The sequence below is a fragment of the Paenibacillus qinlingensis genome (genome assembly GCF_013204845.1).
GTDB classification, from domain to species: Bacteria; Bacillota; Bacilli; order Paenibacillales; family NBRC-103111; genus Paenibacillus_E; species Paenibacillus_E qinlingensis.
Map to the genome: position 1 here is coordinate 351,113 of NZ_JABMKY010000001.1, position 23,400 is coordinate 374,512.

A 23,400-nucleotide genomic window follows, 5' to 3' on the forward strand; every position below is an offset into this window, starting at 1 on the left:
TTAGAAAAAGATGGATTTTGTCGAAAATTGGAGGACACTGAATGAGTTTGCAAATTCAAATGTTGGGAACCGGCAGTGCCTTTTCCAAATTGTATTACAATACAAGTGCTTTAATTCGATCTACCGATGCCACTCTTCTTATTGATTGTGGACCTACAGTACCTAAATCACTTAGCGAGATTGACTTAGAGCTCGATCAGATTAATGGTATTCTCATTTCACATATTCATGCTGACCACATAGGCGGCCTTGAAGAAGTAGCTTTTCGTTTATTCTATCAATATAACCGTAAACGTGTGCAGCTTTATGTTACAGAGGCATTAGCTGAAGTACTTTGGGAGAATAGTCTAAAAGGCGGACTCTATAATCCGGAGGATGGCTTCCATCAGCTTCAGGACTATTTCGAACTTGTTTACCTACAGGAAAGAGTACCTTATCAGATCTCACCAGAGCTAACAATTGAAATTGTCCCTACTCTGCACATTGCTCAGAAGCTTAACTATTCGATCTTCATTAATCACCGGACATTCTATAGTGCTGATTTGCAATTTAATAATGACTTTCTCATCAACGAAGTTGTTCATACTCGAAATTGTCACACCATTTTTCACGATTGTCAATTAATCGGACCGGGCTATGTTCACACAACCTTAGCTGAACTGCTTACCCTCCCAGCGGAAGTTCAGAAACGCACGTATCTGATGCATTATGACGACCACATGCCAGAATTCATTGGCCTTACAGGTCACATGACCTTTATCCACAAACATGAAGTCATCGAAATCACCGATTGATATCGTTCTAGCCGAAGCCCTGAGAATTTAATTCTCAGGGCTTCTTTCGATAAATTCTCCCTTCTTTTTCATTTTTTTTTCGAGATCAGCAGGGATTTTATGACAAACCTAGAACATGTCACAAGAGTATGTGAACGGCGGAAATTTCCAATCGGGAGCTGATACGGTGATTATCAATGGGGTTTATTATGTCTATGTGTTCTTGTATGGCCTATATACGATTTATCTGCACTCGGTCTTGAATATCCCTTTGTTTCTTCTAGCCCTTTGTCTATTTGTCTTATCCGTTCGATTCCACTCTTCACATCCCGCTATGCCTTGGCTTCAAATACTCCTCATCGGTTCTCTTCACGTACTTGGACAATCTTCCTTATGCTACCCTCTATACCTATTAACGTTGTCACACTATTCCTATAAGGAAGAGAACAAATGGAAAGCATGGGTCTTATCCATAAGCGCCATGATCATTAATTTATCTACGGTTAATTTCATAACGCATTCTGCTTCTAAAGAATCCATGTTTGGATTCATGAGTATCCTCGACTTTGCTGCCGTCACTTGGCTAACACGAACCATCCACCTCCGCAGTGGCAAATTGGAACGAATCCGCAATGAGCGCCATTTATTAACGCAAAAAGATTCCCTTACTGGTCTCTACAATTATGAAGAATGTCATCGAAGACTCGAACAACAAATCAAACTTCATCAGCCCCTTGTGCTGTTTCTTATCGACTGTACGGATTTAAAAGCAATGAATACCTCCGGCGGCTTTCAAGCAGGTAATTTCGTGCTAAAGCAAATGGCTGATCTCCTTCAAATCTTATTCAAAGAAGCACTCTTTATTTCACGATATGGCGGCGATGAATTCGCTGTTGTCATGCCGCTTAACAAGGATTTCCTGACAACAGCTTCCTATCAGCAGAAGCTTGATTCTGAACTCCCTAAGCTAACTGGGATTCAAAATACATATGGTATTGCTATATTTCCTCAAGATGCGCTGACGAAAGATGATCTTATTTTGCACGCAGAGCATAATCTATTTATGAAGAAACGCGAATCTTGGTTAAAACGCGAAGAACAAATGCAGCGCTCCGAGAAACTGCGTGTCGTAGGTGAACTAGCTTCTGGTATGGCTCATGAGATTCGAAATCCTTTAACAACGGTCAAAGGTTTTTTGCAATTATCAAAAGCAAGCGATTACAATATTGAAAATTGGTATGGACTCATCATAGACGAGATTGATCGGATGAGTGATTTGACTGGTGAGTTTCTTCAGTTCTCCAAGCCGCATCAAACTGTCTTTCAAACCCATTCATTAAATGAATGCGTACTCAAAGTTATTTCGCTCATTGAATCGGAAGCGACCAGCTCCGGGCATGAGATACATTTTCATGAGTCAACCTATGCCGTTCATATGCTTATGGATCAAGATAAAATGATACAACTCTTGTTAAACATGATGAAGAATGCTTGCGAAGCCATGGAAGCAAACGGTTCCATCCATATGAAATTAAGCCGCGATCAGAAGAACGCGACTTTAGTCATTGCGGATAATGGTCCCGGTATACCGAGTGATCAACTTGAGAAGATTTTCCATCCCTTCTTCACGACCAAAGAAACAGGTACAGGTTTAGGATTATCGATTTGTTATAAAATCGTTCAGGATCATCATGGTACATTAGAAGTTGAAAGCGAGCTCGGTATAGGGACACGATTTATTCTTACGTTCCCACTTGCCGTGAACATGGCTTCCGGGAATGACAATTCAGCTGTAAGTTAAAGAGATTTTTTCATTCTGACATGCAAGATTCCGGCATCATAGAAAGGCTCATCTGAGATTACTGTGTAGCCTAACTGACTGTAGAAACCTTCCGCTTGACATTGCGCATCTAGAATCGCGTATTTGCAACCAAGCTCGAGCGCTTGTTGTTCCATCGCATGTATGAGTTGTTTCCCAAGCGATCTTCCTCTATAATCTTTCAAGACAGCTACACGTTGTAGTTTGGCTGTTGCTTCTTGGTATTCATACCATCTGGAAGTCGCAATCGGAACTTCGCCATCCCTAATGAGTAAATGATGGCAAGCTTCAGGGGACTCATCCTTTTCATCCATCTCAAGATGTGCGGGTACTTGCTGTTCATCAACAAATACGTTAAACCGCACAGCAAAACAAGCTTTCAGTTCATCCATTGTTGTAACACGAATCGTTTCCATGTGGGCATCTTCCTCTCTAAGATCGTTTCTTGATCTTATCCCATTCGAGAAATGTTGTCCACACGTACGTATTCACATCTTACTTTCTTTCTAATAAGTAGCTGCTAGCACCAATCGCAAACCCTAATAGCGCACCAACTGCAACTTCCCGTGGTAAATGACCTAAGCGCTCCCTTAGAGCTTTCCGTCTTCGGGCGTGATAAATTCCGGGGTGTTGCTGAGCAATCCGCTCCACCTGTTCGTCTAAATCATTCACTTCTACCGCGATCTCACCAGCGGATCTACGAATGCCCATCGCATCATACATGACGACAGCGCCGAATACGGAACTCACCGCGAAATCAATAGCTGAGAAACCTCTTTTCAGCCCAATGTAGGTAGCAAGTGCCGTAACTCCTGAAGAATGCGAACTCGGCATACCACCTGTTTGGACCAATTGTGACCAATCCCATTTTTTACTGAACATATACGTTAAAGGTAATTTGATGGCTTGAGCGGCACCAATACCGATCACAGCTGTAGTCAATGCTCGATTCATTTCTATTCACCTCACTACTAGCATCCATCACAGGTTTAGATTCTATGCGCAAAGTTTGCTATACTAGACACATTGATTCTTTTGTAAGGAGTGTAACTGATGAATATCGCTTTTTTCCTGTTACCAAAATCCGAAGTCATTACCGCGACTCCGCAAGCAACCCTTCGTCAAACGTTGGAGCGCATGGAGTACCACCGATATACCGCTGTTCCAATCCTTTCCGATGATGGTCATTATGTAGGAACTGTTACGGAGGGAGATTTACTTTGGTTTCTCAAAAATTCATCTCATATCGGCTTTGAAAACGCACATCGCCATGTACTTGAAGAAGTTCCTCTACGTGTTAAAAATAAACCCGTTCACATTCATGCTGACATGGTCGACTTAATTGATTTGGCCAAAGCACAAAACTTCGTACCTGTCGTCGACGATTCCGACAAATTCATTGGGATTGTCAGACGTAGCGAAATTATTGAGTATTGCGCCAAACAAATGAATTTACAAGCCAAAGCTGTACAGTCCTAATTATTTTAATAATTACCATATTGGCATAGTAAAAAGGCTGAGAGATGATCTCAGCCTTTTTTTGCTTTTTCATATCCGAACCTGTTATTGTACTTGACCATTGGATGAAGCCTTAGATGAGACAAATTCGCTTGCCCAATCAACCATCCCATTCATTAATGTCAAAATGAGATTAACCGCATCCTTTTCCGTAAGAGAGCCATTCGACTGACTGCTGACGTATTGCGACGTTTTTTGTTCCAATTTCACTACCAAATCTTTAATTTTTAAAAGTTCATTCGCCAAATCAGTTACTTGCTGATTGTTCGCGTTTCCTTGGTTCATATTTTGACCTTGATTTTGACCTTGATTTTGATTTTGACCTTGATTTTGGTTCTGATTCTGACCTTGTGATTGGCCCTGTGATGATTGACCTTGAGACTGACCCTGTGATTGGCCTTGATCCTGATCTTGGCCTTGACTTTGGGACGTATCATTTGCCGAGTCATTTGACGCGGCAGATCCATTACTAGAAGAAGCCTGCTGCTGTCCTTGGCTGTCTTGTGAGCCTTGCGCACTTGAGATCAACATTTTTTTGACCTGCTCTAACTCAATGAGCACCATATCGTTTTGCTTGGTTAATTCATCCATTTGCAGCTTGAGATCCTGTGTTTTGATCATGTTGTTGAAACCCTTCCTTTCCTTATTTCACAGCACCGCAAGCAATCCGTTTACCTGAATTGCCAGATGGATCTGTTTTCAAATCATCTGCTTTCTCGTGGATAACTACACTAGAGCCGCCCGGTTTAAACAGCGAGTTAGGCTTATCCTTTTCTAAGACGACCGCTTTCGTAACGCTGCTAAATCGTCCATTACCTTGTGCATCTACAATAAGATTTGGCAGATCTCCGGCATGTGCACCCTTCGGATTAAGGAAACCATGCTCCTTCATATGTGGATTGAAATGCCCTCCTGCCGTATCAAACGTTGGTGCTTCGCATATCGCCTTTTCGTGGATGTGCAGACCATGAACACCAGGAGTAAGTCCGCTTACCTCTACATCCATCTGTACACCGTCTCTAACAGCGGTTAGTTGTGCAGAACCTACTGATTGGTTGTTTGACCCTATAAGCGCTACACGAATCGTTTCCGGCGATGTGGTGGCCTCTGTTACTGTGGTACTTCTAACTGTTTGGCAACCTGTCAACATCATGAGACCCGCGCTGGCCGTCATCATAATTTGAACTATTTTCATTTGTACAATCCTCCTGTAAAACCACACATTGGTATATTCTACCCTTAGGATGCACAACTGCCCTTCACGATAACCACATAATACCTAACAATTTTTCTAAATCATCCTTTGAAAAAGCAAAAAACCTGCAATCTTTCGATTACAGGCATCTTCATCCATGTTCCTTTTAATATGATTATAAAATAGTCATGAGCTTAGCGATGATTTGAAGGTTCTCCAATTTCCGTTTGTAAAAGTGAAATTCCACCTTCGTATGCTCAACCGCGTCTTCCATCTGTAGAACTTGTTTTTGCAACTCTTTCGTGTGTGGCCATAATTCCGCCTGCCGCTGAAGCTCATTCTTCCCTGTTACGAGCCCTTCGCCAATCACTTCATACTCCTTCGTAAGAAGCATATGCTTTGCCCAATTCAATTCAGATACAGCATCGACATAAATGGCTTCCGCTTGTTTCAACAATTCCGGTACAAGTTGTAGCTCTAAAATAACATCCGACCGATTCATTCGGATTCCTCCTATGAGTTTTCATAGAAACTCAGCATAGTAAACCATCAAATATTATTGCTTAGCCTCATATATATTCCTAGTAAAACAAAACATGCACACAAGCTGAAACCCGCTAAAATAGCGGGTTTTCTCCTCTCATCCGACTTATTTCGCAAGACAATTCCGCTATGGAATGACAAAACTATTAAGTCTGCATTAAATCTGATAGATTCGCTCGCAACCTACTTGTATAACCTATTAGAAGTGCTACAATGTTACTATACGTATCAGAGGAGGTGACAAACATGAGCCAAGAAGAAGAAGTAGTACAACCAAATGAGCAAGAAGAAATCTCTGCTGAATCCACTGAAGAAGTGGTGAGTCAAGAGGCTGAAGAAGTAATCGCTGAAGCGATTGAAGAAGCAGCTGCTGCAGAGGAAGAAGCAGAACAATCCGAAGAATAATGTAACCGTTATCATACATGATCAAATATCCCCCTCAACTTCACAGTTGGGGGTTTATTGATTTCACATATATTTTTTTTGATTTCAACGCATAAATATTCTGAACATTCAAATAATACTGGTGTACCAATAAAAAGGAGATGATTTTGAATGGCTAACAGATCAAACACTTTAGTCGTACAAGAAGCAAAGGCAGCACTTGATCAAATGAAGTATGAAGTCGCTCAGGAAATTGGTGTCCCTCTCTCCAATGGTTACAACGGTAATTTGTCAACACGTGATGCTGGCTCAATCGGTGGCACCATCACAAAAAGATTAGTGCAAATGGCTGAACAATCTTTAGGCGGCTACAAACGCTAATCCTTTGATGTAGGAGCAAGCTCAAAAAAGACTGAATCACTCGATCCTCCTTAGAGTGACTTCAGTCTTTTTTCTATTTCCTTCAAATTCCTCCGATTTCCCTTGAATTTCCTCACCAGTTTCCACGAACACCTATAATTAATCCTCTAGCTTTAGTATGATTACCTTGCTCGGATACCCGAATAAGGAGTGTTGAAACCATGACCACGCAATACGAAATTTTCCGCGATCCTTTCCGCATGTTAATTCTGTTGGCCACGTTAGTGAGTGAAAAGCAAAACGAACCCGCCTTGCAATTTGACAAAGTACCTTATTTCGAAAATGATACCTTCCTTATTCAGCATGACAAGTTTGTTTATAAGAAAAATTTCACAGAAATCACTTGGTTTCAATTTTTGGGAAGAGATATCGCAAGCAGTAAAGACCTTTCACGAGAAGAATATAATAAAATGTTCGTTGATTGCCTGGCGTCCTTATACCACCTAGCATAAGAAAAAGAAGGAGCAGATCACCTGGATCCGCTCCTTCTCCTATTTCATTACTTCTTCTTAACTTCTTCTACAAAAACGTCACTTGCATCACGTGTGCTGCCGAGTTCAAGAATCGTATATTTTTTCTCACCGATCATGATCACATCTTCCACTTCAGGAAGCGGATCGCCTAGGTATACCGTGCCTAAATACACATTACTACTCTTCAATCTTAAATTCCAACGATGTTGTTGTTTCGTCATAGCTAATCCTCCCAAAACTCTAATGTTCTCAAGTTACCATAAATTCACGCAAGATGAAAGCTATACTAGGAAACATCGCTGAATTATGGTACATTAATTTCACTTACATAACCAGAGAGGCTGACATCTTGCAATGACATCTCGAGGAATTACACCGGATGAGCTATCCCTTCTACTCGCTAAAGAAACAGATTCTCCTCTTGAACCAACGGAGCCAATCTCTTTTTTACCGCGGTCCAAAAAGAAGCGAAAGCCTTATTCCATCCTGCATAAGCTGATCTTTTTTTGGAAGAAGTAACAGCCCAACAATTGACAATCTCTCGTTATTTTGGTATATTACTGACTATATCTAAAACGATCTGTTAGCTCAGCTGGGAGAGCACTATCTTGACAGGGTAGGGGTCAGTGGTTCGAGCCCACTACAGGTCATACATAACAGAAAACCCGTGAAGCCTAGTGCTTCACGGGTTTTCTGCATTAGTACACCTCTAAAACGTGTATTTCTCATTAGACTATTTTGAGATATTGGATACCGAACTTTGCAAAGAAAGTGAGCGCCTTCTGGTGCTTGAAATCCTTTAAGTACTACAAATAATTAGTACTTATTTACACTTAATATCGATGTTATGATTTGGCAGAAAGGATGGTGCTAGTTTGAGTCATAAAAAAAATATATCACTTAGTTTATTGTTATTTGTATTTGGATTGTTTTTATGGAATTTTGCAATTCACAAATCCGGGGAAGGATTCGACAATCTAGGATATGGTATCTTGGGCTTTGCTATTACTGCGCTTGGAATCATCTGCACAGTAGCTTCCATCATATATTTAGCCGTTAAAAGTTCTTTAATAGAATTTAATAACTATAATCATCCATATATCCCAAGAAGATTGTTCAGCTTTTTTTTATATGCTTTATCAGCTGGTCTATTAACCTTAATTTTTGGTTTCGTGACACTATTCATCCTAGAAAGCTTTGCCAAATAATAGTAGGCATATTCATTCGGCTACCTCCGAGCAAGAAAACAACCTGGTTAGCAAAACAGCTTTCCTCAATGCAGACCAGATCATCGGGCCATATCACAATAACTAACTTTGCTCTATTGCTTCTCCTCCCTTGCCCACTCCCCCACACGCAAAAAGAACCCCACTCAGGGGTTCTTATACAAATATCCTTACACCTTAAATCTATCAACCACGACTTGCAAACCTGTCATCTGATCATGAAGTTCGATCGACTCTTTATGTACACGCTCGAACATCTGACCCAATGTCTCCACATTGGCCAATACTTCCTCGGAACTTGCTGCCGTTTCCTCGGAACTCGCTGAGGAAAGCTCAATAAAGCCAACGATGATGTTTTTACGGTTATCGACATGCTCCATATCTGCCGAGATACTTTCAATCGATTCATGGATTTGCTTCAAAGAGGAATGAATAAAATCAAATGTATCCGATGTCTGCCCTGCATTCTCTTCTTGTGAGCCCACGATGTGAAGCGACTGCTCCATCGCTGCGGATGTTAGCTGCGCAGAATGCATAACATTCTCAATCAACGTCTGAATATGCTCAGATGCCTCGCCTGCTTGAACGGAAAGTGTTCTCACCTCAGCAGCAACTACGGCGAATCCGCGGCCGTTTTCGCCTGCTCGTGCTGCCTCAATTGAAGCGTTGAGCGCTAGTAAGTTCGTTTGTCTTGAGATGGCATGAATCGTGGTGACCATCTCTTTAATGGCATCAATATCCATCATAAGATTGCTTACGCTGGATGCTACTTCTTTGGTCACGGTAACGTTATTGCGGATCAACTCGATCATCGCTCGCATCGCTTCGGCGCCACGTTCTTCCTTCTCGCGAATAATTGTACTATTATTCTGTAGAAGTTGAACATGTCCCTTGGTGTCGTCAATCAATTCCGCCAATTCGTGAACGCCCTTCAAGCCATCCTCTACTACCTCTGCTTGCGTTCCAGCAGCCGTTGCCAATTCATGAATGGTCGTATTAATTTCATAGGAAATTGTATTGGTTTGCTTCATCGAATCTTGAATATGATCGGCATTGCCTTTACTCAAATGTGCAGATTGTTTAACATCTTTGACGATCACATGAATTTTCTCAATAAATTGATTTGTCGCCGTCGACAGTTTGCCGATTTCGTCCATCGAGGTATCGGGAAGCCTTCTCGTCAAATCTCCATCCCCCTGAGCGATCGCAACCATAGCTGATTGCAGGTTCTCCAATCGTTTGAACTGGCGACTAACAATGTAGAATAAGATTGCCCCTGCAATCAGCAAGCCTGCCAGTGTGGCTATACAGGTTGTGTAGAAGAAGTTTGTCAAGACCTGCTCAGACAACGTCAATACAAGCACTTGACCCGTTGACAACGATCTAAAGTAATACTTGGCTTTGGTTCCATTGTACGACATCGTCTCGAACGCTTTATGTTCCCCAGATAGGCTTACGCTAAGGGAATCTAGCAGCTTCGCGTCTAACTGCGTAACAGCCTCATCGGATGAGGCGACGAGTTTGCCCGTGGCATCAACGACGCCTGCAAATAGTACATCTCCGCCAAGCTCCGACTTTAATTGCGTAAGTACTGGCTTTGCTCCTATTTTACTATCGAGTTCAGTTAATGTAGCTCCATCTCTTCCTGTTTGTACAATGCGTGGCGATGTCCAACCAGACACTCCAACGTATTTATACACTTTAGGATCGACACTTCGCTGTTGCGCCGGTTGTGTGACAACTTTTTGCTTACCGGAAATGAGATCCATAAACTCATAGGCTTGATTCTTAGGATCAGCACCGAAATTGAAATCAATCTTTTCGCCCGCATTCGTCAGTACTAACTGCCCCTGTGCATTGGTGATCCAAAACTCATCTATTCCGGAGCGCTCAGCTATTTCTACTGCTTGTTTATAGGTCATCGGAATTTTATCATACATATAGGATAGAAGGGCTGCTTGTCCGATCATCTCCTTCTCCATCACACTTTCTGTTGTCTTTCTCGCAATTATAGCGTTTTCAATTCCAATTCTAGCTGTTTCTAACGTTGTAAAGCCTTTTTCATGAAGACTTTCAGCAGTCTGCTGATACGTAAGTGTCGCTGTTCCTACGGACACAGCAAACAATACGACCATTAAAGGCCAAATGATTTTGTACTTGATTGATTTGATAGCCATCTTGTTCTCCCTTTTATGTAGTTTCAATAATTCTAAATAATCCATTTCGCCATTTACCAACATATTCCTGCAAAAAGACCTATTATTCGACGGGAGGTAATGAATTTGTAGGTTGATAGAACTAAAAAAAGCTCTCCGGAAGTAGAATAATCTACGCCCAGAAAGCCCTCTAACACTTTTAAATACTCAGCATGCTACGTATTGCACTTCTTGTCTCCTCAATCGCCATTCTCAGTGGCTGCGTCTCACCTTGATAAGGATGTACACTTCCAAAGGTATGGTTGCCCCCTGGAATCTTCACCCATTGAATCGCTGCGTTGTTCGCGACTAGCTTTTCAGAACCTTTGAGCAACCGTTCCCCATCTTCTGTGCCTTGAACAAGTGTAATTGGGAAAGTAGCTTCATTAATTCTTTCAACGATATCAAATCTCTCTTCGTTGCGTTCCATATCTTCTAAGATTTCAAGATCGAGCGGCATCATTTGCTTCGTTCGTCCATTCAAGGTATAGGAGCGGCCAGTGGCCCTCATCTCCGCTTTATTCTCAGGTGTGAGCAAATCGACATGAGCAATCCCATTCCAGCTGATGACGCCTGCAATTTCCTCAGGATGATCCAACGCATAAATCAAGCTCACACCCGCTCCTCTGCTATGACCAAGTAAGAGGATTGGCTTATCCGTGCCTACGTGTTTATGAATATCAGCAATAATAACTTGTACGTCCTCTAGATCTTTAGAATAGGTATCACCTGCGAATTTCTCTAGCTCTGTAAAATTCATCAAATCTTCACCAACCCCATTGTGGGAAAAATTCAGGGCAACGACATCTACAGCTTCTGCCAATTCGCTCGCGACATGGGGAAACATTCCCCAATTTTTGAAGCCTTTATAACCATGTAATAGTAATAATGTGCCCTTACTCGGTTCTTGCTTTGCTTTATAAATATCGCCTCGTACGATACGCTGCTCTGACATATGTAGTTCAAAAGGTATTCCTTTATAGTCCTCCATCTGTTTCTCCTTCCTTTCGTTACCAAATCAATAATCAATCGTATACTTTTGTCATTTTATCACAATCTAACTCAGACAAGACAACTTTAGCCAACCGAGCCTGTAAATTTCTTGTAAAACAACCAACTCGCATCTTTGACAAAAATGCCCTACGATAAGGAGGAAGCTTCCCTGTTATCAAGCCGAAAACGCAGTAAACTGCGACTACTATTTCTCACCTTCCTTCTAACTCAGCTTTTGAGTCAAGGAATTAACAGCCGTTCACAAGCACAGCCTATGGAACCTTTACACAAAGAGACGGCCGCCGAAGCGGGAACCATCCAACTTCAAGTCAAAGCATCACCAGGAGCTCTTTATCAATCAGAACTTTCCTTCGTTAATAAACCATTACAACGCGCATTGGAAGAGAGTACGACAGGCGATGCTTCTTTAGAACCGATCCCACCTGACACCACGCTCATGTATTACAAAAAAGGGCAACCACTTCTTCTTGGTGTCACCCCAAGCGGGGAAGTCGTTGATTGGATTTCGAAGCAACATATCTCTCTCCCCAAATCTGCTCAGGAAACGCTGCAAGCACAAGTGCAATCCCTGCGTGCCAAGCATTATGGCGAGATGCTGCCTTGGGAAGAAGCAAGTCTCGTTCTCCCCAAATTCAGTTCATTTACCGTCGTGGATGTGATGAGCGGACTTAGCTTCGAAGGGCAGCGTCGCGCGGGCTCCCACCATGCGGATGTGCAGCCGCTAACGAAAACCGACTCCGCGACGCTCAAAAGCATTTATGGCGGCAAGTGGAGCTGGGACCGCCGAGCGGTCCTAGTGAAGCTGAATGGCCGCACGCTCGCCGCCTCCATGCATGGCATGCCGCATGGCGGTGATGGTATACCGGGAAATGACTTCGACGGTCATTTCTGTATTCACTTCCTCGGGAGCGTGACCCACGGCTCCCGCTCCGTTGACCCGGCGCACCAGGTCATGGTGCACCGAGCCGCAGGCTTGCTGCTGGACTACGTCAGGAAGCTCTCGCCCTGGGCGCTGATCGACGTCTGGATCAGCGCCGCACACCAAGGTGACCTGCAGCTGCTGCAGGTCACCACAGGGCAAGAACAGGCGATGCATGTGCGAAGCATGCGCCGCCTGTCCAAGTTCCAGGAGCAGGATACATCCCAGCTCCTGCAATTCGATACAACTGTCGATGTAACCATGACAGGGGCTAGGGCCTCCGCGGTGTCGAGTCGCCGCGTACTTTTCCATCTTGAACGTACCACTGTACAAGATCGGTGGTACATACGCAGCGCGGTGATCCAATGAGTAAAGCCCGGCCACTTTGGAAGTCCCAAAGCAGTCGGGCTTTACTTATTTGTTTCACCGATTCTATTGTAAGGATTGACCCGAGACCTTACGTAATTCATTGGCAAGTCGATGAAACTCATTTTGTGCAGGTACGGATGAGGTTGCTCCGTATCCCGCTGAAAGGAAAGGAATAATCGCATTAGCATCCTTCACTGTAAGTGGATTGCTAGGTGGTTCTGGTGTAATCCGTTTATTCCACCAGCCTTCATTCCCATATGATTCATCATAATCAACAGCGATACCATTCGCCATCACATCGTTGAGGTATTGATAAATATGAATAAATGTTGATTTCTTACCTCCGCTCCAAGCATAGGTTTGCCAGAACCGGGAGCATGCGCCGGCAGCATATACAGCCTCCATCACGGCGTATGAACCATACACGCCTGTCGTGTACGCTGGTGTAGCTTCACTTGCCGCTCTGATATATGCGATAACCGTTGGCATTTGGGCGGAAGACACATCAAAATCTACAGCAAAATAGATGCAGCTGCCCTCAGGCTGACCCACTTGCGCGGCAACTTGCAAAGCTGTTGCACCATCCGCCAAACCAGCACTTCTACCGCCAAGAGCACGACTCGCCGTTGTCTCATATACAGAAACCAACTGTAAACCAGCTGCACTAATGACGTCAGACTCTGATTTCGTTAAAGCCTTTGCACCACTTGGCACCAAATATCTGGCAACAAATGTATAACCCTGTCCGACGAAAGCAGCCGCTTTTTGTGCCGTAAGCGGTGTTGAACAATCAAACCCTTTCGCCACTTGCCATCACCTACTTTCCAATTGGTATTCACAGCATATGCCAAAAGAACGAGACCCGACACCACCAGGCATCTAAAGTCCCGTTCTCGGGCATGAAAAAAGGCTCTTCTCCAAGGAGAAAAGCCCGTTCTTTCATTCAATTTAAACTTCCTTCGTACCAAAACGAATGGCATTTCGTTCTTTGGCTCGCTGCGCTTCTACTTCTCGATTCCGAGGCTCCGCATTCGTAACCAATGAGTCCATTAGCTTCTGTGCAGCCAAAGCCACCTCTTGCACGGCTAGCTGGAAAACGGCTTCATTCACTTTTGAAGGCTCTGTGAACCCTGAGATCTTGCGCACAAATTGCAAGGACGCCGCCCGAACTTCATCTTCAGTCACAATCGGTTCATAGTTGAACAGTGGTTTAATATTTCGGCACATGTCGTACTCCTTCGGGCAATGTCTCCCATTTATACTCTGTTCTCAATATAATAGATGCCCATTGTTTTTTCAAGAACGTGTACATCTAAGCACTTTTCCGCAGGTCGCCTATACCATAAATCTATATCCAGATCCCCAAACTGTTCCTATGTACTGAGGTTTAGAAGGGGTTTCCTCTATTTTCTCTCTAATTCTGGCAATATGAACGGTTACCGTTGAGGCGTCACTCATCGCATCCATTCCCCAAATCCGCTCAAATAACTCTTCCTTGCCGAATACCCGATTAGGATATTGAACAAGAAACAGAAGCAGGTCAAATTCCTTTTGAGCCAGAACAACTTCATTTCCATTCACAAACACGCGTCTGGCTTCTTTCTGAAGTTCAAGCCCCCTAATCTGAATCGAGCTTCCTTCCATGCCTTTCCCAAACCGCTCTTTCATCCGCTCGAACTTTTTCAGATGAGCACTTACCCGTGCCACAAGCTCTCCCGAGCTGAATGGCTTTGTTATATAATCGTCCGCGCCGAGGCCTAATCCATTGACTTTATAAATTTCTTCGGCTCTCGCCGATACCAGGAGGACAGGAATATCATCATGTTCACGAATGGTTCTTAACACTTCAAATCCATCTATATCGGGCAGCATGATATCTAAGATAACAAGCTCAAACGCTTCCTCCTTGAGCGCTCTCAGACCATCAGAGCCGTAGTTTACGATCTTAACGGAATAGCCGCTTAACTCCAGATAATCTCTTTGCAAATTAGCAATGCTCTGGTCATCTTCAACAATCAGAATTCTTTTCATCATAACCTCCAAGCCTATTTAGAACTTTTTAAGAGATATCATAATCCCGGTTCCCTCACCTACAGCGCTTTTAGCCCATATTTTCCCGTCATGCCCTTCAATAATTTGCTTAGCAATGGCTAGGCCCAATCCACTTCCATTCTTTCTTGAGGGATCTACCTGATAAAATCGTTCAAAGATGAAAGGAAGCTTGTCCTCGGGTATGCCATTTCCATTGTCTTTAATTTCAATAATGGCAGATGTCCTAGTTTCCCTGAGTATAATGTCGATCTTGCCATTACCTTTTCCGGCATACGTCATGGCATTATCAATGATATTTTGCACGACCCTCTTTAATCTTTCGCCATCAATTAACACTTTGACAGGCTCTTTTAATTCATTTATTAAAGATACGGCTACATTCGCCTTTTCACATTCATATTTATGATCTGCCACACAATCCTCGAAATAACTGGCCAAATCACTCTTTTCAAAATGGTAGGGAAGTTGATTCAAATCAAGTTTGGAGTATAGAAGTAAATCATCAATCATTGCATTGACCAAAATAGCCTTAGATCGGGCCGTTTCTAGATACTCCTCCATCTTCTCAGGCGTCTTTGCGACCCCATCAATAATGCCTTCGATATAACCTTTAATAGAAGTCACAGGCGTCTTTAAATCATGAGAAATACTTGAAACAAGAAACTTCCGATTATCATCATATTTTTGCTGTAAATAAACAGATTCCTTCAACTTGATCCGCATTAACTCCAAAGTTATCCCCAATTCCCGAATCTCGCCTTCACCATCTTCTGAAATTTCGTTACTTAGATCACCTTCCCTAATTTTGATCGCAGCTTCCGTTAATCGGGAGATCGGGATGATAATTCTACGTGAGAACTTATAGGATATCCACACATTCATTAGTAAAAAAACAACCGTAAAAAAACTAATCGTAAAGATGCCAAGCATCCAATATACCTTTGTATTAACCTTGATTGGGGCAAGCAGCAGTAGAATACCCGAATCGCCTGACGAGAGTTTGAAATCAGCTCTATTAAACAGATAAGTTTTGCCATCAAGCTCGATCTCGCTGCGATTAGAGTCACTGGAGAGCATTATGCTCCTCTCGATATCAATCTTATTAAAATGTTGTGTGGCAAACCTAACCTCTCTACCCACGATAAGGATCGCACTGGCATTCAAAACGTTCACGCGATCAGTGAGCTCTTGTTGATACTTCGTATCCAGAAGTCCCTCGAACCCCAGGATCAGCGCTTCTCTTTTCATCTCACTGATGGCTGCACGAACCTCAAACGCTCGTTGAAACTGCTCTATACCGGCTTCGCGGCCCAAAACTTTCGTGTACGTAGCAATAAAAATAATGACAGCCAAGATCGTCAAACCAATGGAAAGCAGCACAGCCAGCGTATTCATCGTGAAAAAACGTTTCGTTAAGTGCATGTAGATTCCTTTCTATATATCCTTTCTGTCAAACAAGTAATACCCAGTAGTAAATAACATGATACCACAACCGAGCATAATTAGAATCTGGCGGCTTATTTTGAAGAAATTGATGGATTCAGATATCCAAAGGGTATACCAGTCAAACATCGACGTGATAAAAAAACTGGAATAGGATGAGAATACAATGCCCAGAAAATTAAATCCAATAAATACAAGAATGGACAGGAAAAATACGGCTAGTCCTCCCTGAATAAGATTGGATAACAGCACAACGATAAGCGCAAACACAAATACAGGAAAAAAAGTTAAGCCATATGACACCAGCACCTTTACGATTCCAATGAAACTGGCGGAAGAAGGATTGAATATAAACCCAGCTAACAGCGATAAAACCATAATAAACAAAAGATTACCAGCAATAAATAGTGCTAAATTCAAAACCTTAGCGGTAAACACGCCGAATCTAGATACTGGTCTTAAAAGAGTGATTTTCATCGTATTCGAAGAGGATTCACCATTAAACATATCAATCGCTACAAATATGGCAAATAACGGTAATAGGGTATAAGCAATAAACGTCAGTACGGCTATAGGAAATTCAATACTCCCTACAACTCTCAGTCCAAGGCCATGTTTAATCGTTGTTACCGCAATTTGACCGATCACGACGGCAAGAATGGATAATATCGCGGCTGCCATTATTTTTTTCTTTTTCAGCAGCTTCACGGATTCATTTATAAATGCAGCTTTAAACCCTACCATTCCTGTCCACCTCACTAACAAAATAATTCTCAAGCGACGAATAAAAAGATAGAATATTTTGGGTATACTCCACGTTAACCAGTTTGCCTCCGTAAATAATTCCGATTCTCGAACACGTTAATTCCACATCATGAATCAAGTGGCTGGAGATGAAGAAAGTCGTGCCTTCCTGCGAAAGCTGTTTGATCAACTTCCTCATTTCCAACATTCCTTCCACATCCAGTCCGTTTAACGGCTCGTCCAAGATTAACAGTTTCGGTTTTGATAGAATTGCCGCCGCGATCCCCAGTCTTTGTTTCATCCCGAGCGAAAATTTTTGTGATTTTTCATTTTTATATTTCAGCATCCCTGTGATTTCCAGACATTCATCAATTCTTCGCTGATCGATCTCAGGATAAAATCTTGCAAACAATTTCAAGTTTTCATTTGCCGTCAAATAAGGATACGATTCCGCTGTTTCAATAATACAGCCAACATATTTCATTGCGTTGACATAGTCTTCTGCCACACTCGCTCCGAAAATCTTTACATCGCCTTGATCTGGCTTCATGAGTCCTGTAATCATCTTCATAGCTGTCGTTTTTCCCGCACCATTAGGTCCAAGAAAACCGAATATATCACCTTGATCTACTTCTAAATTCAAATCGCTGATTCCTCGGCCATTCGTAAATGACTTGGTTAAGCCCGTTATTTCGATCGCCTTGACTGTCAATTCATCATCTCCCTAAAAAATCTCAGGAAGCCGCTATTCGCCGCCTCCTGAGAATCATTTCTATTCAAATACGCGGCTAAATTCTCCATCATAGAAAGGCTTCATGGTATTGCCTTGTTTATAAGCATTTTTATCCATCTCTAGATTCATTTCAAAATAAATCTTACCTGCCATGCTTGGATGAACCATGCCTTGCTTCTGTTCACCCTTCGAGTCCGTGTAAGTAAATGCTGGAGACGTCGACAGATTGTATTCGAAATTAAATACATCTTTGTTTGGATACTCGTTCTCAAATCCAGGATTTACGGTTTCGGAATACGTACCTGTTACTTTGTCGCCATCTACACTTGTGATTTTAACAGTACGCTCACCGATTTTCATGAACTTACCGTCTTTGTCCAAAATAATATCATTTTGATAGGTTCCCACATATTTAGAGCTGAATCCACCGGAACGACTAACCTTCTCAACCTTGGCTGTAGTTAGATCAGGCACAGTAATCTTCGTATTGCCAATCTCAGACAGCTTTAACATAACATTAAGGTTTAAGTCATGCTGAATCCCATTTTTATCTTTTCCTGACAACGTGATCTCACCCGTCAGATTTTCTAGATAACCATCTTTACTTTCATTTGCCGTACCTACTACCTTTTTCACGAAAATATCGCTCTCTATAGCTGGTAAATCTCTTTCACTATCCAGCATTTGTTTAATACCAAAGGAGGAAACTGCATTCACGATGGCCGGCACTTGTGCCTCTGATAAACTGCCCGAGAACACTTTACCTCCATTTGCGCCTTCCTCAACTTGTACATAATCTTTCAATGAACCAACGACAGCGTCAACGATTTTCTCAACCTCAGATGCTCCCTTTTCTTTAAAAGGGTTATCAAAATCGGCTGGACCTTTACGATTTTGGTTCACTTCTCCCGAATGATCAAATACATAATATGTATTATCCAATTCGTTTTTGTCTATCGTTTGCTTTTTGTCAGAGTACGTATATCTGGAGGTCGTTTCACCTTTGGTGTTTTTCGTTACCTCGTTATCCTCTTTCATTTGATTTACCGTATCCATTTTCATGAAATTAGACGACTGAATCAAAATTTTATCATTATCTTTCAGTGTATACATCGTCTCAACCGTATAGTTGTTAAGACCCTTTTCCATCACAGACGCCGTATTTTTCACTGAATCCTTCAACCGGTCATATCCGGATCCAAGCAGCGCATCAGCGAATGCCGTAGATACAAACAGACAGGCTCCAACCGTAAAAGAAAGTACTGTAATTGATTTTTTGCTAAGTTTCATTTCTCTTCTCCTTTTTTAAAACAATTTGCGGGAAACGTTTCCTTACTAGTTATTTTAGTATACGCTTATTGAATCCATCTAAATGGATTATTAACAAAGTATTAACTCTTATCGAAACTGCGTAGAAACTAAATTTTAAAAGCTAGGAGGTATGATGAAGGATAAGCGAATTTGTAAAATTGTCTAAATCCACTGTCTTAGGAGCTGCCAATGGCGTCATGTTCATGACATTCTTCGGTGCACTCTGGTCATCCATTGGCATTGTAGGTTCACATCGACTTGGAGCTCCTTGGCCACTTGCTCTTTCAGCTTTAATAACATTGATTTTATTGACCGGAGCTATTTCACTCTTTGTTACATCTCGCAGTATGAATCAATCCGTTACTCCGCAAGAAAAGGAAGATACGAAACGATTAAACCGAAAATTCGGTTTGATTTTTGGGTTGGAAGGCGTTGCGATCTTTCTTGCAAGTGTCATTTGTAATACACTCAATCATTTTGAAGTCTTTTTCCCTGTCATGGCGATGATTGTTGGCATTCATTTCTTTCCTTTAGCTACATTATTTCGAGAAAAATTTTATTATGGTACGGGCATAGTCATGACTATGTTAGGCATCATTTCACTATTTCTGCCTATCAACGGCACGATTCGTGAGGTATCTCTCATTCCGATGTCTACGTTTATCGGATTTGGGTCTGCTCTGACGCTCTGGGTGACGGGTTTGAGAATCTGGGTGACCCTGCTGAAAAAACTAAAGTAATTCTGATAAACGCACTGTGCGCAGAAGCGTGCATAAACGACACAAGCCTCTCATTTCCATCAGCATTGATGAGAACGAGAGGCTTGGTTTTTGTCTCTAAAATAAATAAAAACCCTTATCAACAAAGGGTTTCCGTACTATGGGCCCAGAGGGACTCGAACCCCCGACCAATCGGTTATGAGCCGACCGCTCTAACCAACTGAGCTATAGGCCCTAATGAAATTTGGTTGCGGGGGCAGGATTTGAACCTGCGGCCTTCGGGTTATGAGCCCGACGAGCTACCGAGCTGCTCCACCCCGCGTCATGTATGCCGCTCAACAGCGACAAAAATAAATATACACCAACGGAGATGGCTTAGTCAAGCGTTAATTTTATGCATAATGAATTCGTTTATGTATTGTATCTGACGCCAAAGCGTCCTTTCTTCGACTTATAAACCTCAACTTCCTGCGGGCACTCATACCCATAGATCCACCAATCTTCTTCCATACGTTTCGCTAAAACACCTGCTTGGAACTTCGAATCATATAATTTCGCCCAATATATCCAGTTCATGCGTATCCCTCCATTGTGGTCAGATCGTTACATTTAGCTTATCCATATAAAGGATCTCTTATTAGCATTATTGTCCAAAGACGATCTCAAAATAGGAAGAAATCCGATCTATTTGACCATATGACAAATAAAATGTGACGGTTTACAGGTTTAGCAGGAATTTCCCTGCTTTTGGGGAAGTTAAGTGATGTAGACTATTTTGGCCATACAAAAAGGAGAAAACACCCATGATCGAAACAATCAAAAGCTACCTACTCACGCATAGGGATGAACATATAAACGAACTGATGGCATTCTTGCGAATTCCTAGCATAAGTGCAGTTGCACAGCACCAACCCGATATGCAGAAATGCGCGGAGTGGACGGCACAATCTTTACAAAAAGCTGGACTTGAAAACATTGAAATCATGCCTACGAAAGGCCACCCTGTCGTTTATGCCGATTGGTTACATGCCCCCGGCAAACCGACGGTACTGATTTATGGTCATTATGATGTGCAACCTGCTGAGCCATTAGAGTTGTGGGAAACGCCTCCTTTTGAACCCGTAATCCGTGATAATAAGCTGTTTGGTCGCGGAAGTACGGATGACAAAGGCCAACTGTTGCTTTATGTGAAGGTTGTTGAAGCCTTTCTACAAACACAAGGTTCACTTCCCATTAACGTGAAATTCTGCATCGAGGGTGAAGAGGAAATTGCTAGTAAGAATCTCCCTGCCTTTGTTGAAGAACATGCTGCCAAATTGCAAGCTGATTCCATCGTACTCTCTGACACACAAATGCACGGTCCTGGTAAACCAGCACTCATGTATGGACTTCGCGGCTTAGCAGGGTTCGAAATCACGATCGATGGTGCGAATAGTGATCTGCATTCTGGTCTTTTCGGTGGTGCCGTACAGAACCCGATTCATGCAATGACTAAGCTGTTAAGCTCCTTTCACGACGAGAATGGCCGAGTAGCTGTACAGGGGTTCTATGACCGAATAATTGAACTTTCGGACAAAGAACGCGAAGCCTTCAAGAAAGTGGAGCCTGATGAAAACAAGGTTCGCACGAATTTGAACGTCACAGAGCTTTATGGGGAGAAAGGTTTCTCCTTTTATGAACAAACGACGTCTCGTCCTACGCTTGAAATTACGTCAGTTAGTGGCGGCTTTCAGGGCGAGGGTATTAAACCCATCATTCCAAATCGAGCTACTGCCAAAATTGCATGTCGCCTCGTCGCTGCTCAGGTTCCTGAGGAAATTATGGATCTGGTTGAAGCACATATACATGCACAGTTCCTTCCGGGGGTGTCTGTTACGTTAGATCGCCAATTACGAGGGAATCCCTTCATTACACCGATTGATGAGCCCATTATGGTAGCGGCAGCAGAAGCATATGAAGAAACTTTCAGTGAATGGCCAGTGTACACGCGTAGCGGGGGTTCAATTCCGATTGTCGAAGTGTTAGGTCGCGTCCTAGATGCACCTGTTGTTCTTATGGGTTTTGGTCTGCCAGGAGAGAATCTCCATGCCCCGAATGAGCATTTCCATTTGATGAATTGGGACAATGGGACAGAGACGATCAGCCGCTACTGGTTGAAGCTAGCTGCATTGCCTGCAACTACAGCAGATTCTAATTAAGTTTAGGGTAAAAGGAGTAACTTCTATGGGGAATTCATTACATATGCGTGACGCACAATTAGAAGATTTAGCAGAGATCGTACGTATTTATAACTCCACGATTGCGGGACGCATGGTTACTGCCGATACAGAACCCGTCTCAACAGCTTCACGGGAGCGCTGGTTTCACGAACACTCTGCCGACTTCCGCCCACTTTGGGTGCTTGAAAATGAAAACGGCATTTGTGGCTGGCTGAGTTTTCAGTCCTTCTACGGACGACCCGCCTATAATGCAACAGCTGAAGTGAGTATTTACGTAGATGAAACGTATCGTGGCCAAGGAATCGGTCGATATTTGATGGAACAAGCCCTTGAAACTAGTCCCAAGCTAGGAATCAAGTCTTTGTTAGGTTTTATATTTGGGCACAATGAGCCGAGCCTCCAGCTATTCCGCAAATTCGGATTCACGAATTGGGCGCATTTGCCTGGCGTCGCTGAATTAGATGGCGTTGAGCGGGATCTGATCATTTTGGGCAAACGTGTTGGTTAGTCGACACTGGTAAAATTAAAAGCGCTACTCCTCCCTACTCGCGAAATCAGCTTCGCGATGTTAGAGAGTTGTGGCGCTTTTTACTTGATCGATTTGGTAAAACTTGAACCAATTGTGGCTCTTCTTCCATTTAGATGGAAAAAATACAGGTAAAACGAGCTCTTTTACCTACAAATTTGAAATAAATGGATTTTCTACAGCTAATCCAGAGGAATCAGAGGATTTTATTCAAATCAACTGGAATTAGCTGCATATTTTCCATCTCTTCTATAAAAACAGCAGTAATCTGCGATATTAGATGGAGAAAATCCATCTAATCGCTATTCGCTATACACAACTCTCCAAATACAACTCACAATACACAACAGACTACTCTACTCCACTCTACTCATCATTCGTTGATCACACACTGCCACTATCTACTCACCCTGCAACACAATCGCTTCTACCTCTATCTCAATTAATAATCGTGGGTCAATCAGTGCCTTCACTTCAACCATCGTAGCAACGGGCTGCACATCACGGAAGTACTCCCCATGTGCCTTACCGAACTCTTCCCATAACGAAATGTCCGTCACGAACATCCGGGTTCGCACCACATCAGATAGTAGTGCGCCGAGCTCTTGGAGCGCCTGCTCAATCGTTTGAAGGATGAACCGGGTCTGCTCGTACGCATTACCTATACCAACAACCTCGCCGTCTTTCATCGCTGTCGTCCCGGCAACCTCGATTCGATCACCTACACGAATGGCTCTGCAATAGCCGACCACGGGCTCCCATGGCGAGCCTGTAAACACTCTCGTTCGATTCATTACATCATCGC

General features: G+C 42.8%; 28 protein-coding genes and 3 tRNA genes. 12 read left to right on the forward strand and 19 right to left on the reverse strand.

What is annotated here, in order from left to right; all coding sequences use genetic code 11:
• Positions 1 to 41: 41 nt before the first annotated feature.
• Positions 42 to 794, forward strand: a complete 753-nt coding sequence (locus tag HQN88_RS01790) for an MBL fold metallo-hydrolase (protein WP_173108538.1) — start codon at positions 42 to 44, stop codon at positions 792 to 794.
• A 166-nt stretch (positions 795 to 960) separates the two neighbouring features.
• Positions 961 to 2,574 (forward strand): ATP-binding protein, encoded by a 1,614-nt coding sequence (locus tag HQN88_RS01795; RefSeq protein ID WP_274320179.1) that lies wholly within the window; start codon positions 961 to 963, stop codon positions 2,572 to 2,574.
• On the opposite strand, the gene HQN88_RS01800 is transcribed toward HQN88_RS01795, so the two are convergent.
• Both HQN88_RS01800 and HQN88_RS01805 read right to left on the reverse strand, forming a co-directional pair.
• Complete coding sequence (locus HQN88_RS01800; RefSeq protein ID WP_173108540.1) at positions 2,571 to 3,008, reverse strand: GNAT family N-acetyltransferase; 438 nt, start codon at positions 3,006 to 3,008, stop codon at positions 2,571 to 2,573. The genes HQN88_RS01795 and HQN88_RS01800 overlap by 4 nt on opposite strands.
• Positions 3,009 to 3,087: 79 nt before the next feature.
• Positions 3,088 to 3,546, reverse strand: a complete 459-nt coding sequence (locus tag HQN88_RS01805) for a divergent PAP2 family protein (RefSeq protein WP_173108541.1) — start codon at positions 3,544 to 3,546, stop codon at positions 3,088 to 3,090.
• A 99-nt stretch (positions 3,547 to 3,645) separates the two neighbouring features.
• Between HQN88_RS01805 and HQN88_RS01810 the strand changes: the two genes are divergently transcribed.
• Complete coding sequence (locus HQN88_RS01810) at positions 3,646 to 4,071, forward strand: CBS domain-containing protein (RefSeq protein WP_173108542.1); 426 nt, start codon at positions 3,646 to 3,648, stop codon at positions 4,069 to 4,071.
• A gap of 84 nt (positions 4,072 to 4,155) precedes the next feature.
• Here HQN88_RS01810 and HQN88_RS01815 read toward each other — a convergent pair whose 3' ends face one another.
• The 3 genes from HQN88_RS01815 to HQN88_RS01825 all read right to left on the reverse strand — a co-directional run bounded on the left by HQN88_RS01815 (position 4,156) and on the right by HQN88_RS01825 (position 5,807).
• Complete coding sequence (locus tag HQN88_RS01815) at positions 4,156 to 4,731, reverse strand: hypothetical protein (protein ID WP_173108543.1); 576 nt, start codon at positions 4,729 to 4,731, stop codon at positions 4,156 to 4,158.
• Between the two features lie 22 nt (positions 4,732 to 4,753).
• Complete coding sequence (locus HQN88_RS01820; protein ID WP_173108544.1) at positions 4,754 to 5,305, reverse strand: superoxide dismutase family protein; 552 nt, start codon at positions 5,303 to 5,305, stop codon at positions 4,754 to 4,756.
• A 175-nt stretch (positions 5,306 to 5,480) separates the two neighbouring features.
• Complete coding sequence (locus HQN88_RS01825) at positions 5,481 to 5,807, reverse strand: hypothetical protein (RefSeq protein ID WP_173108545.1); 327 nt, start codon at positions 5,805 to 5,807, stop codon at positions 5,481 to 5,483.
• A gap of 287 nt (positions 5,808 to 6,094) precedes the next feature.
• Here HQN88_RS01825 and HQN88_RS01830 point away from each other — a divergent pair, with 287 nt between their 5' ends.
• The 3 genes from HQN88_RS01830 to HQN88_RS01840 all read left to right on the forward strand — a co-directional run bounded on the left by HQN88_RS01830 (position 6,095) and on the right by HQN88_RS01840 (position 7,104).
• Positions 6,095 to 6,253, forward strand: a complete 159-nt coding sequence (locus HQN88_RS01830) for a hypothetical protein (protein ID WP_173108546.1) — start codon at positions 6,095 to 6,097, stop codon at positions 6,251 to 6,253.
• Positions 6,254 to 6,403: 150 nt separating this feature from the next.
• Positions 6,404 to 6,613 carry an alpha/beta-type small acid-soluble spore protein gene (locus HQN88_RS01835; protein WP_173108547.1) on the forward strand — a complete coding sequence of 70 codons (210 nt, stop codon included), beginning with the start codon at positions 6,404 to 6,406 and terminating at the stop codon, positions 6,611 to 6,613.
• Between the two features lie 200 nt (positions 6,614 to 6,813).
• Positions 6,814 to 7,104 (forward strand): hypothetical protein, encoded by a 291-nt coding sequence (locus HQN88_RS01840; protein WP_173108548.1) that lies wholly within the window; start codon positions 6,814 to 6,816, stop codon positions 7,102 to 7,104.
• Between the two features lie 47 nt (positions 7,105 to 7,151).
• Here the strand turns inward: HQN88_RS01840 and HQN88_RS01845 are convergent, their stop codons facing one another.
• A complete protein-coding gene (locus HQN88_RS01845) occupies positions 7,152 to 7,346 on the reverse strand; it encodes a hypothetical protein (RefSeq protein ID WP_028558119.1) in 195 nt (64 codons plus the stop codon).
• 356 nt (positions 7,347 to 7,702) lie between these two features.
• On the opposite strand from HQN88_RS01845, the gene HQN88_RS01850 reads away from it, so the two are divergent.
• Together HQN88_RS01850 and HQN88_RS01855 are read left to right on the forward strand one after the other, a co-directional pair.
• A tRNA-Val gene (locus HQN88_RS01850) sits at positions 7,703 to 7,775 on the forward strand.
• A 225-nt stretch (positions 7,776 to 8,000) separates the two neighbouring features.
• Complete coding sequence (locus HQN88_RS01855; RefSeq protein ID WP_173108549.1) at positions 8,001 to 8,333, forward strand: hypothetical protein; 333 nt, start codon at positions 8,001 to 8,003, stop codon at positions 8,331 to 8,333.
• A gap of 188 nt (positions 8,334 to 8,521) precedes the next feature.
• On the opposite strand, the gene HQN88_RS01860 is transcribed toward HQN88_RS01855, so the two are convergent.
• Positions 8,522 to 10,528, reverse strand: a complete 2,007-nt coding sequence (locus HQN88_RS01860; protein ID WP_173108550.1) for a methyl-accepting chemotaxis protein — start codon at positions 10,526 to 10,528, stop codon at positions 8,522 to 8,524.
• A gap of 178 nt (positions 10,529 to 10,706) precedes the next feature.
• Positions 10,707 to 11,537 carry an alpha/beta hydrolase family protein gene (locus tag HQN88_RS01865; RefSeq protein ID WP_173108551.1) on the reverse strand — a complete coding sequence of 277 codons (831 nt, stop codon included), beginning with the start codon at positions 11,535 to 11,537 and terminating at the stop codon, positions 10,707 to 10,709.
• Positions 11,538 to 11,813: 276 nt separating this feature from the next.
• Here HQN88_RS01865 and HQN88_RS01870 point away from each other — a divergent pair, with 276 nt between their 5' ends.
• On the forward strand, positions 11,814 to 12,848 hold the full coding sequence (locus tag HQN88_RS01870) for a hypothetical protein (RefSeq protein WP_173108552.1): 1,035 nt from the start codon (positions 11,814 to 11,816) through the stop codon (positions 12,846 to 12,848).
• Positions 12,849 to 12,911: 63 nt separating this feature from the next.
• On the opposite strand, the gene HQN88_RS01875 is transcribed toward HQN88_RS01870, so the two are convergent.
• The 7 genes from HQN88_RS01875 to HQN88_RS01905 form a co-directional block, all read right to left on the reverse strand.
• Entirely contained in the window at positions 12,912 to 13,655 is a 744-nt protein-coding gene (locus HQN88_RS01875) for a DUF1906 domain-containing protein (RefSeq protein WP_173108553.1), read from the reverse strand.
• A 141-nt stretch (positions 13,656 to 13,796) separates the two neighbouring features.
• Positions 13,797 to 14,075: a DUF2277 domain-containing protein gene (locus HQN88_RS01880; protein ID WP_173108554.1), complete on the reverse strand. Its 279-nt coding sequence runs from the start codon at positions 14,073 to 14,075 to the stop codon at positions 13,797 to 13,799.
• A gap of 108 nt (positions 14,076 to 14,183) precedes the next feature.
• On the reverse strand, positions 14,184 to 14,879 hold the full coding sequence (locus HQN88_RS01885; RefSeq protein ID WP_173108862.1) for a response regulator transcription factor: 696 nt from the start codon (positions 14,877 to 14,879) through the stop codon (positions 14,184 to 14,186).
• Positions 14,880 to 14,897: 18 nt separating this feature from the next.
• The gene (locus tag HQN88_RS01890; RefSeq protein WP_173108555.1) at positions 14,898 to 16,322 is read right to left on the reverse strand and encodes a sensor histidine kinase; all 1,425 of its coding nucleotides are present in this window, start codon (positions 16,320 to 16,322) and stop codon (positions 14,898 to 14,900) included.
• Between the two features lie 12 nt (positions 16,323 to 16,334).
• Complete coding sequence (locus HQN88_RS01895) at positions 16,335 to 17,087, reverse strand: ABC transporter permease (RefSeq protein ID WP_173108556.1); 753 nt, start codon at positions 17,085 to 17,087, stop codon at positions 16,335 to 16,337.
• Positions 17,074 to 17,799, reverse strand: a complete 726-nt coding sequence (locus HQN88_RS01900) for an ABC transporter ATP-binding protein (protein WP_173108557.1) — start codon at positions 17,797 to 17,799, stop codon at positions 17,074 to 17,076. The genes HQN88_RS01895 and HQN88_RS01900 overlap by 14 nt, the downstream gene beginning before the upstream one ends.
• Positions 17,800 to 17,859: 60 nt before the next feature.
• The gene (locus tag HQN88_RS01905) at positions 17,860 to 19,110 is read right to left on the reverse strand and encodes a hypothetical protein (RefSeq protein ID WP_173108558.1); all 1,251 of its coding nucleotides are present in this window, start codon (positions 19,108 to 19,110) and stop codon (positions 17,860 to 17,862) included.
• Positions 19,111 to 19,289: 179 nt separating this feature from the next.
• On the opposite strand from HQN88_RS01905, the gene HQN88_RS01910 reads away from it, so the two are divergent.
• Positions 19,290 to 19,871, forward strand: a complete 582-nt coding sequence (locus tag HQN88_RS01910) for a DUF7010 family protein (protein ID WP_420794192.1) — start codon at positions 19,290 to 19,292, stop codon at positions 19,869 to 19,871.
• 140 nt (positions 19,872 to 20,011) lie between these two features.
• Here the strand turns inward: HQN88_RS01910 and HQN88_RS01915 are convergent.
• The 3 genes from HQN88_RS01915 to HQN88_RS01925 all read right to left on the reverse strand — a co-directional run bounded on the left by HQN88_RS01915 (position 20,012) and on the right by HQN88_RS01925 (position 20,426).
• Positions 20,012 to 20,085: transfer RNA gene (locus HQN88_RS01915), tRNA-Ile, on the reverse strand.
• A 10-nt stretch (positions 20,086 to 20,095) separates the two neighbouring features.
• A tRNA-Met gene (locus tag HQN88_RS01920) sits at positions 20,096 to 20,172 on the reverse strand.
• A gap of 89 nt (positions 20,173 to 20,261) precedes the next feature.
• Positions 20,262 to 20,426: a hypothetical protein gene (locus tag HQN88_RS01925; protein WP_164483565.1), complete on the reverse strand. Its 165-nt coding sequence runs from the start codon at positions 20,424 to 20,426 to the stop codon at positions 20,262 to 20,264.
• Positions 20,427 to 20,653: 227 nt separating this feature from the next.
• Between HQN88_RS01925 and HQN88_RS01930 the strand changes: the two genes are divergently transcribed.
• Both HQN88_RS01930 and HQN88_RS01935 read left to right on the forward strand, forming a co-directional pair.
• The gene (locus HQN88_RS01930) at positions 20,654 to 22,048 is read left to right on the forward strand and encodes a dipeptidase (protein ID WP_173108560.1); all 1,395 of its coding nucleotides are present in this window, start codon (positions 20,654 to 20,656) and stop codon (positions 22,046 to 22,048) included.
• 25 nt (positions 22,049 to 22,073) lie between these two features.
• Complete coding sequence (locus tag HQN88_RS01935; RefSeq protein WP_173108561.1) at positions 22,074 to 22,577, forward strand: GNAT family N-acetyltransferase; 504 nt, start codon at positions 22,074 to 22,076, stop codon at positions 22,575 to 22,577.
• 419 nt (positions 22,578 to 22,996) lie between these two features.
• On the opposite strand, the gene HQN88_RS01940 is transcribed toward HQN88_RS01935, so the two are convergent.
• The gene (locus HQN88_RS01940) at positions 22,997 to 23,389 is read right to left on the reverse strand and encodes a RidA family protein (RefSeq protein WP_173108562.1); all 393 of its coding nucleotides are present in this window, start codon (positions 23,387 to 23,389) and stop codon (positions 22,997 to 22,999) included.
• Positions 23,390 to 23,400 lie beyond the last annotated feature (11 nt).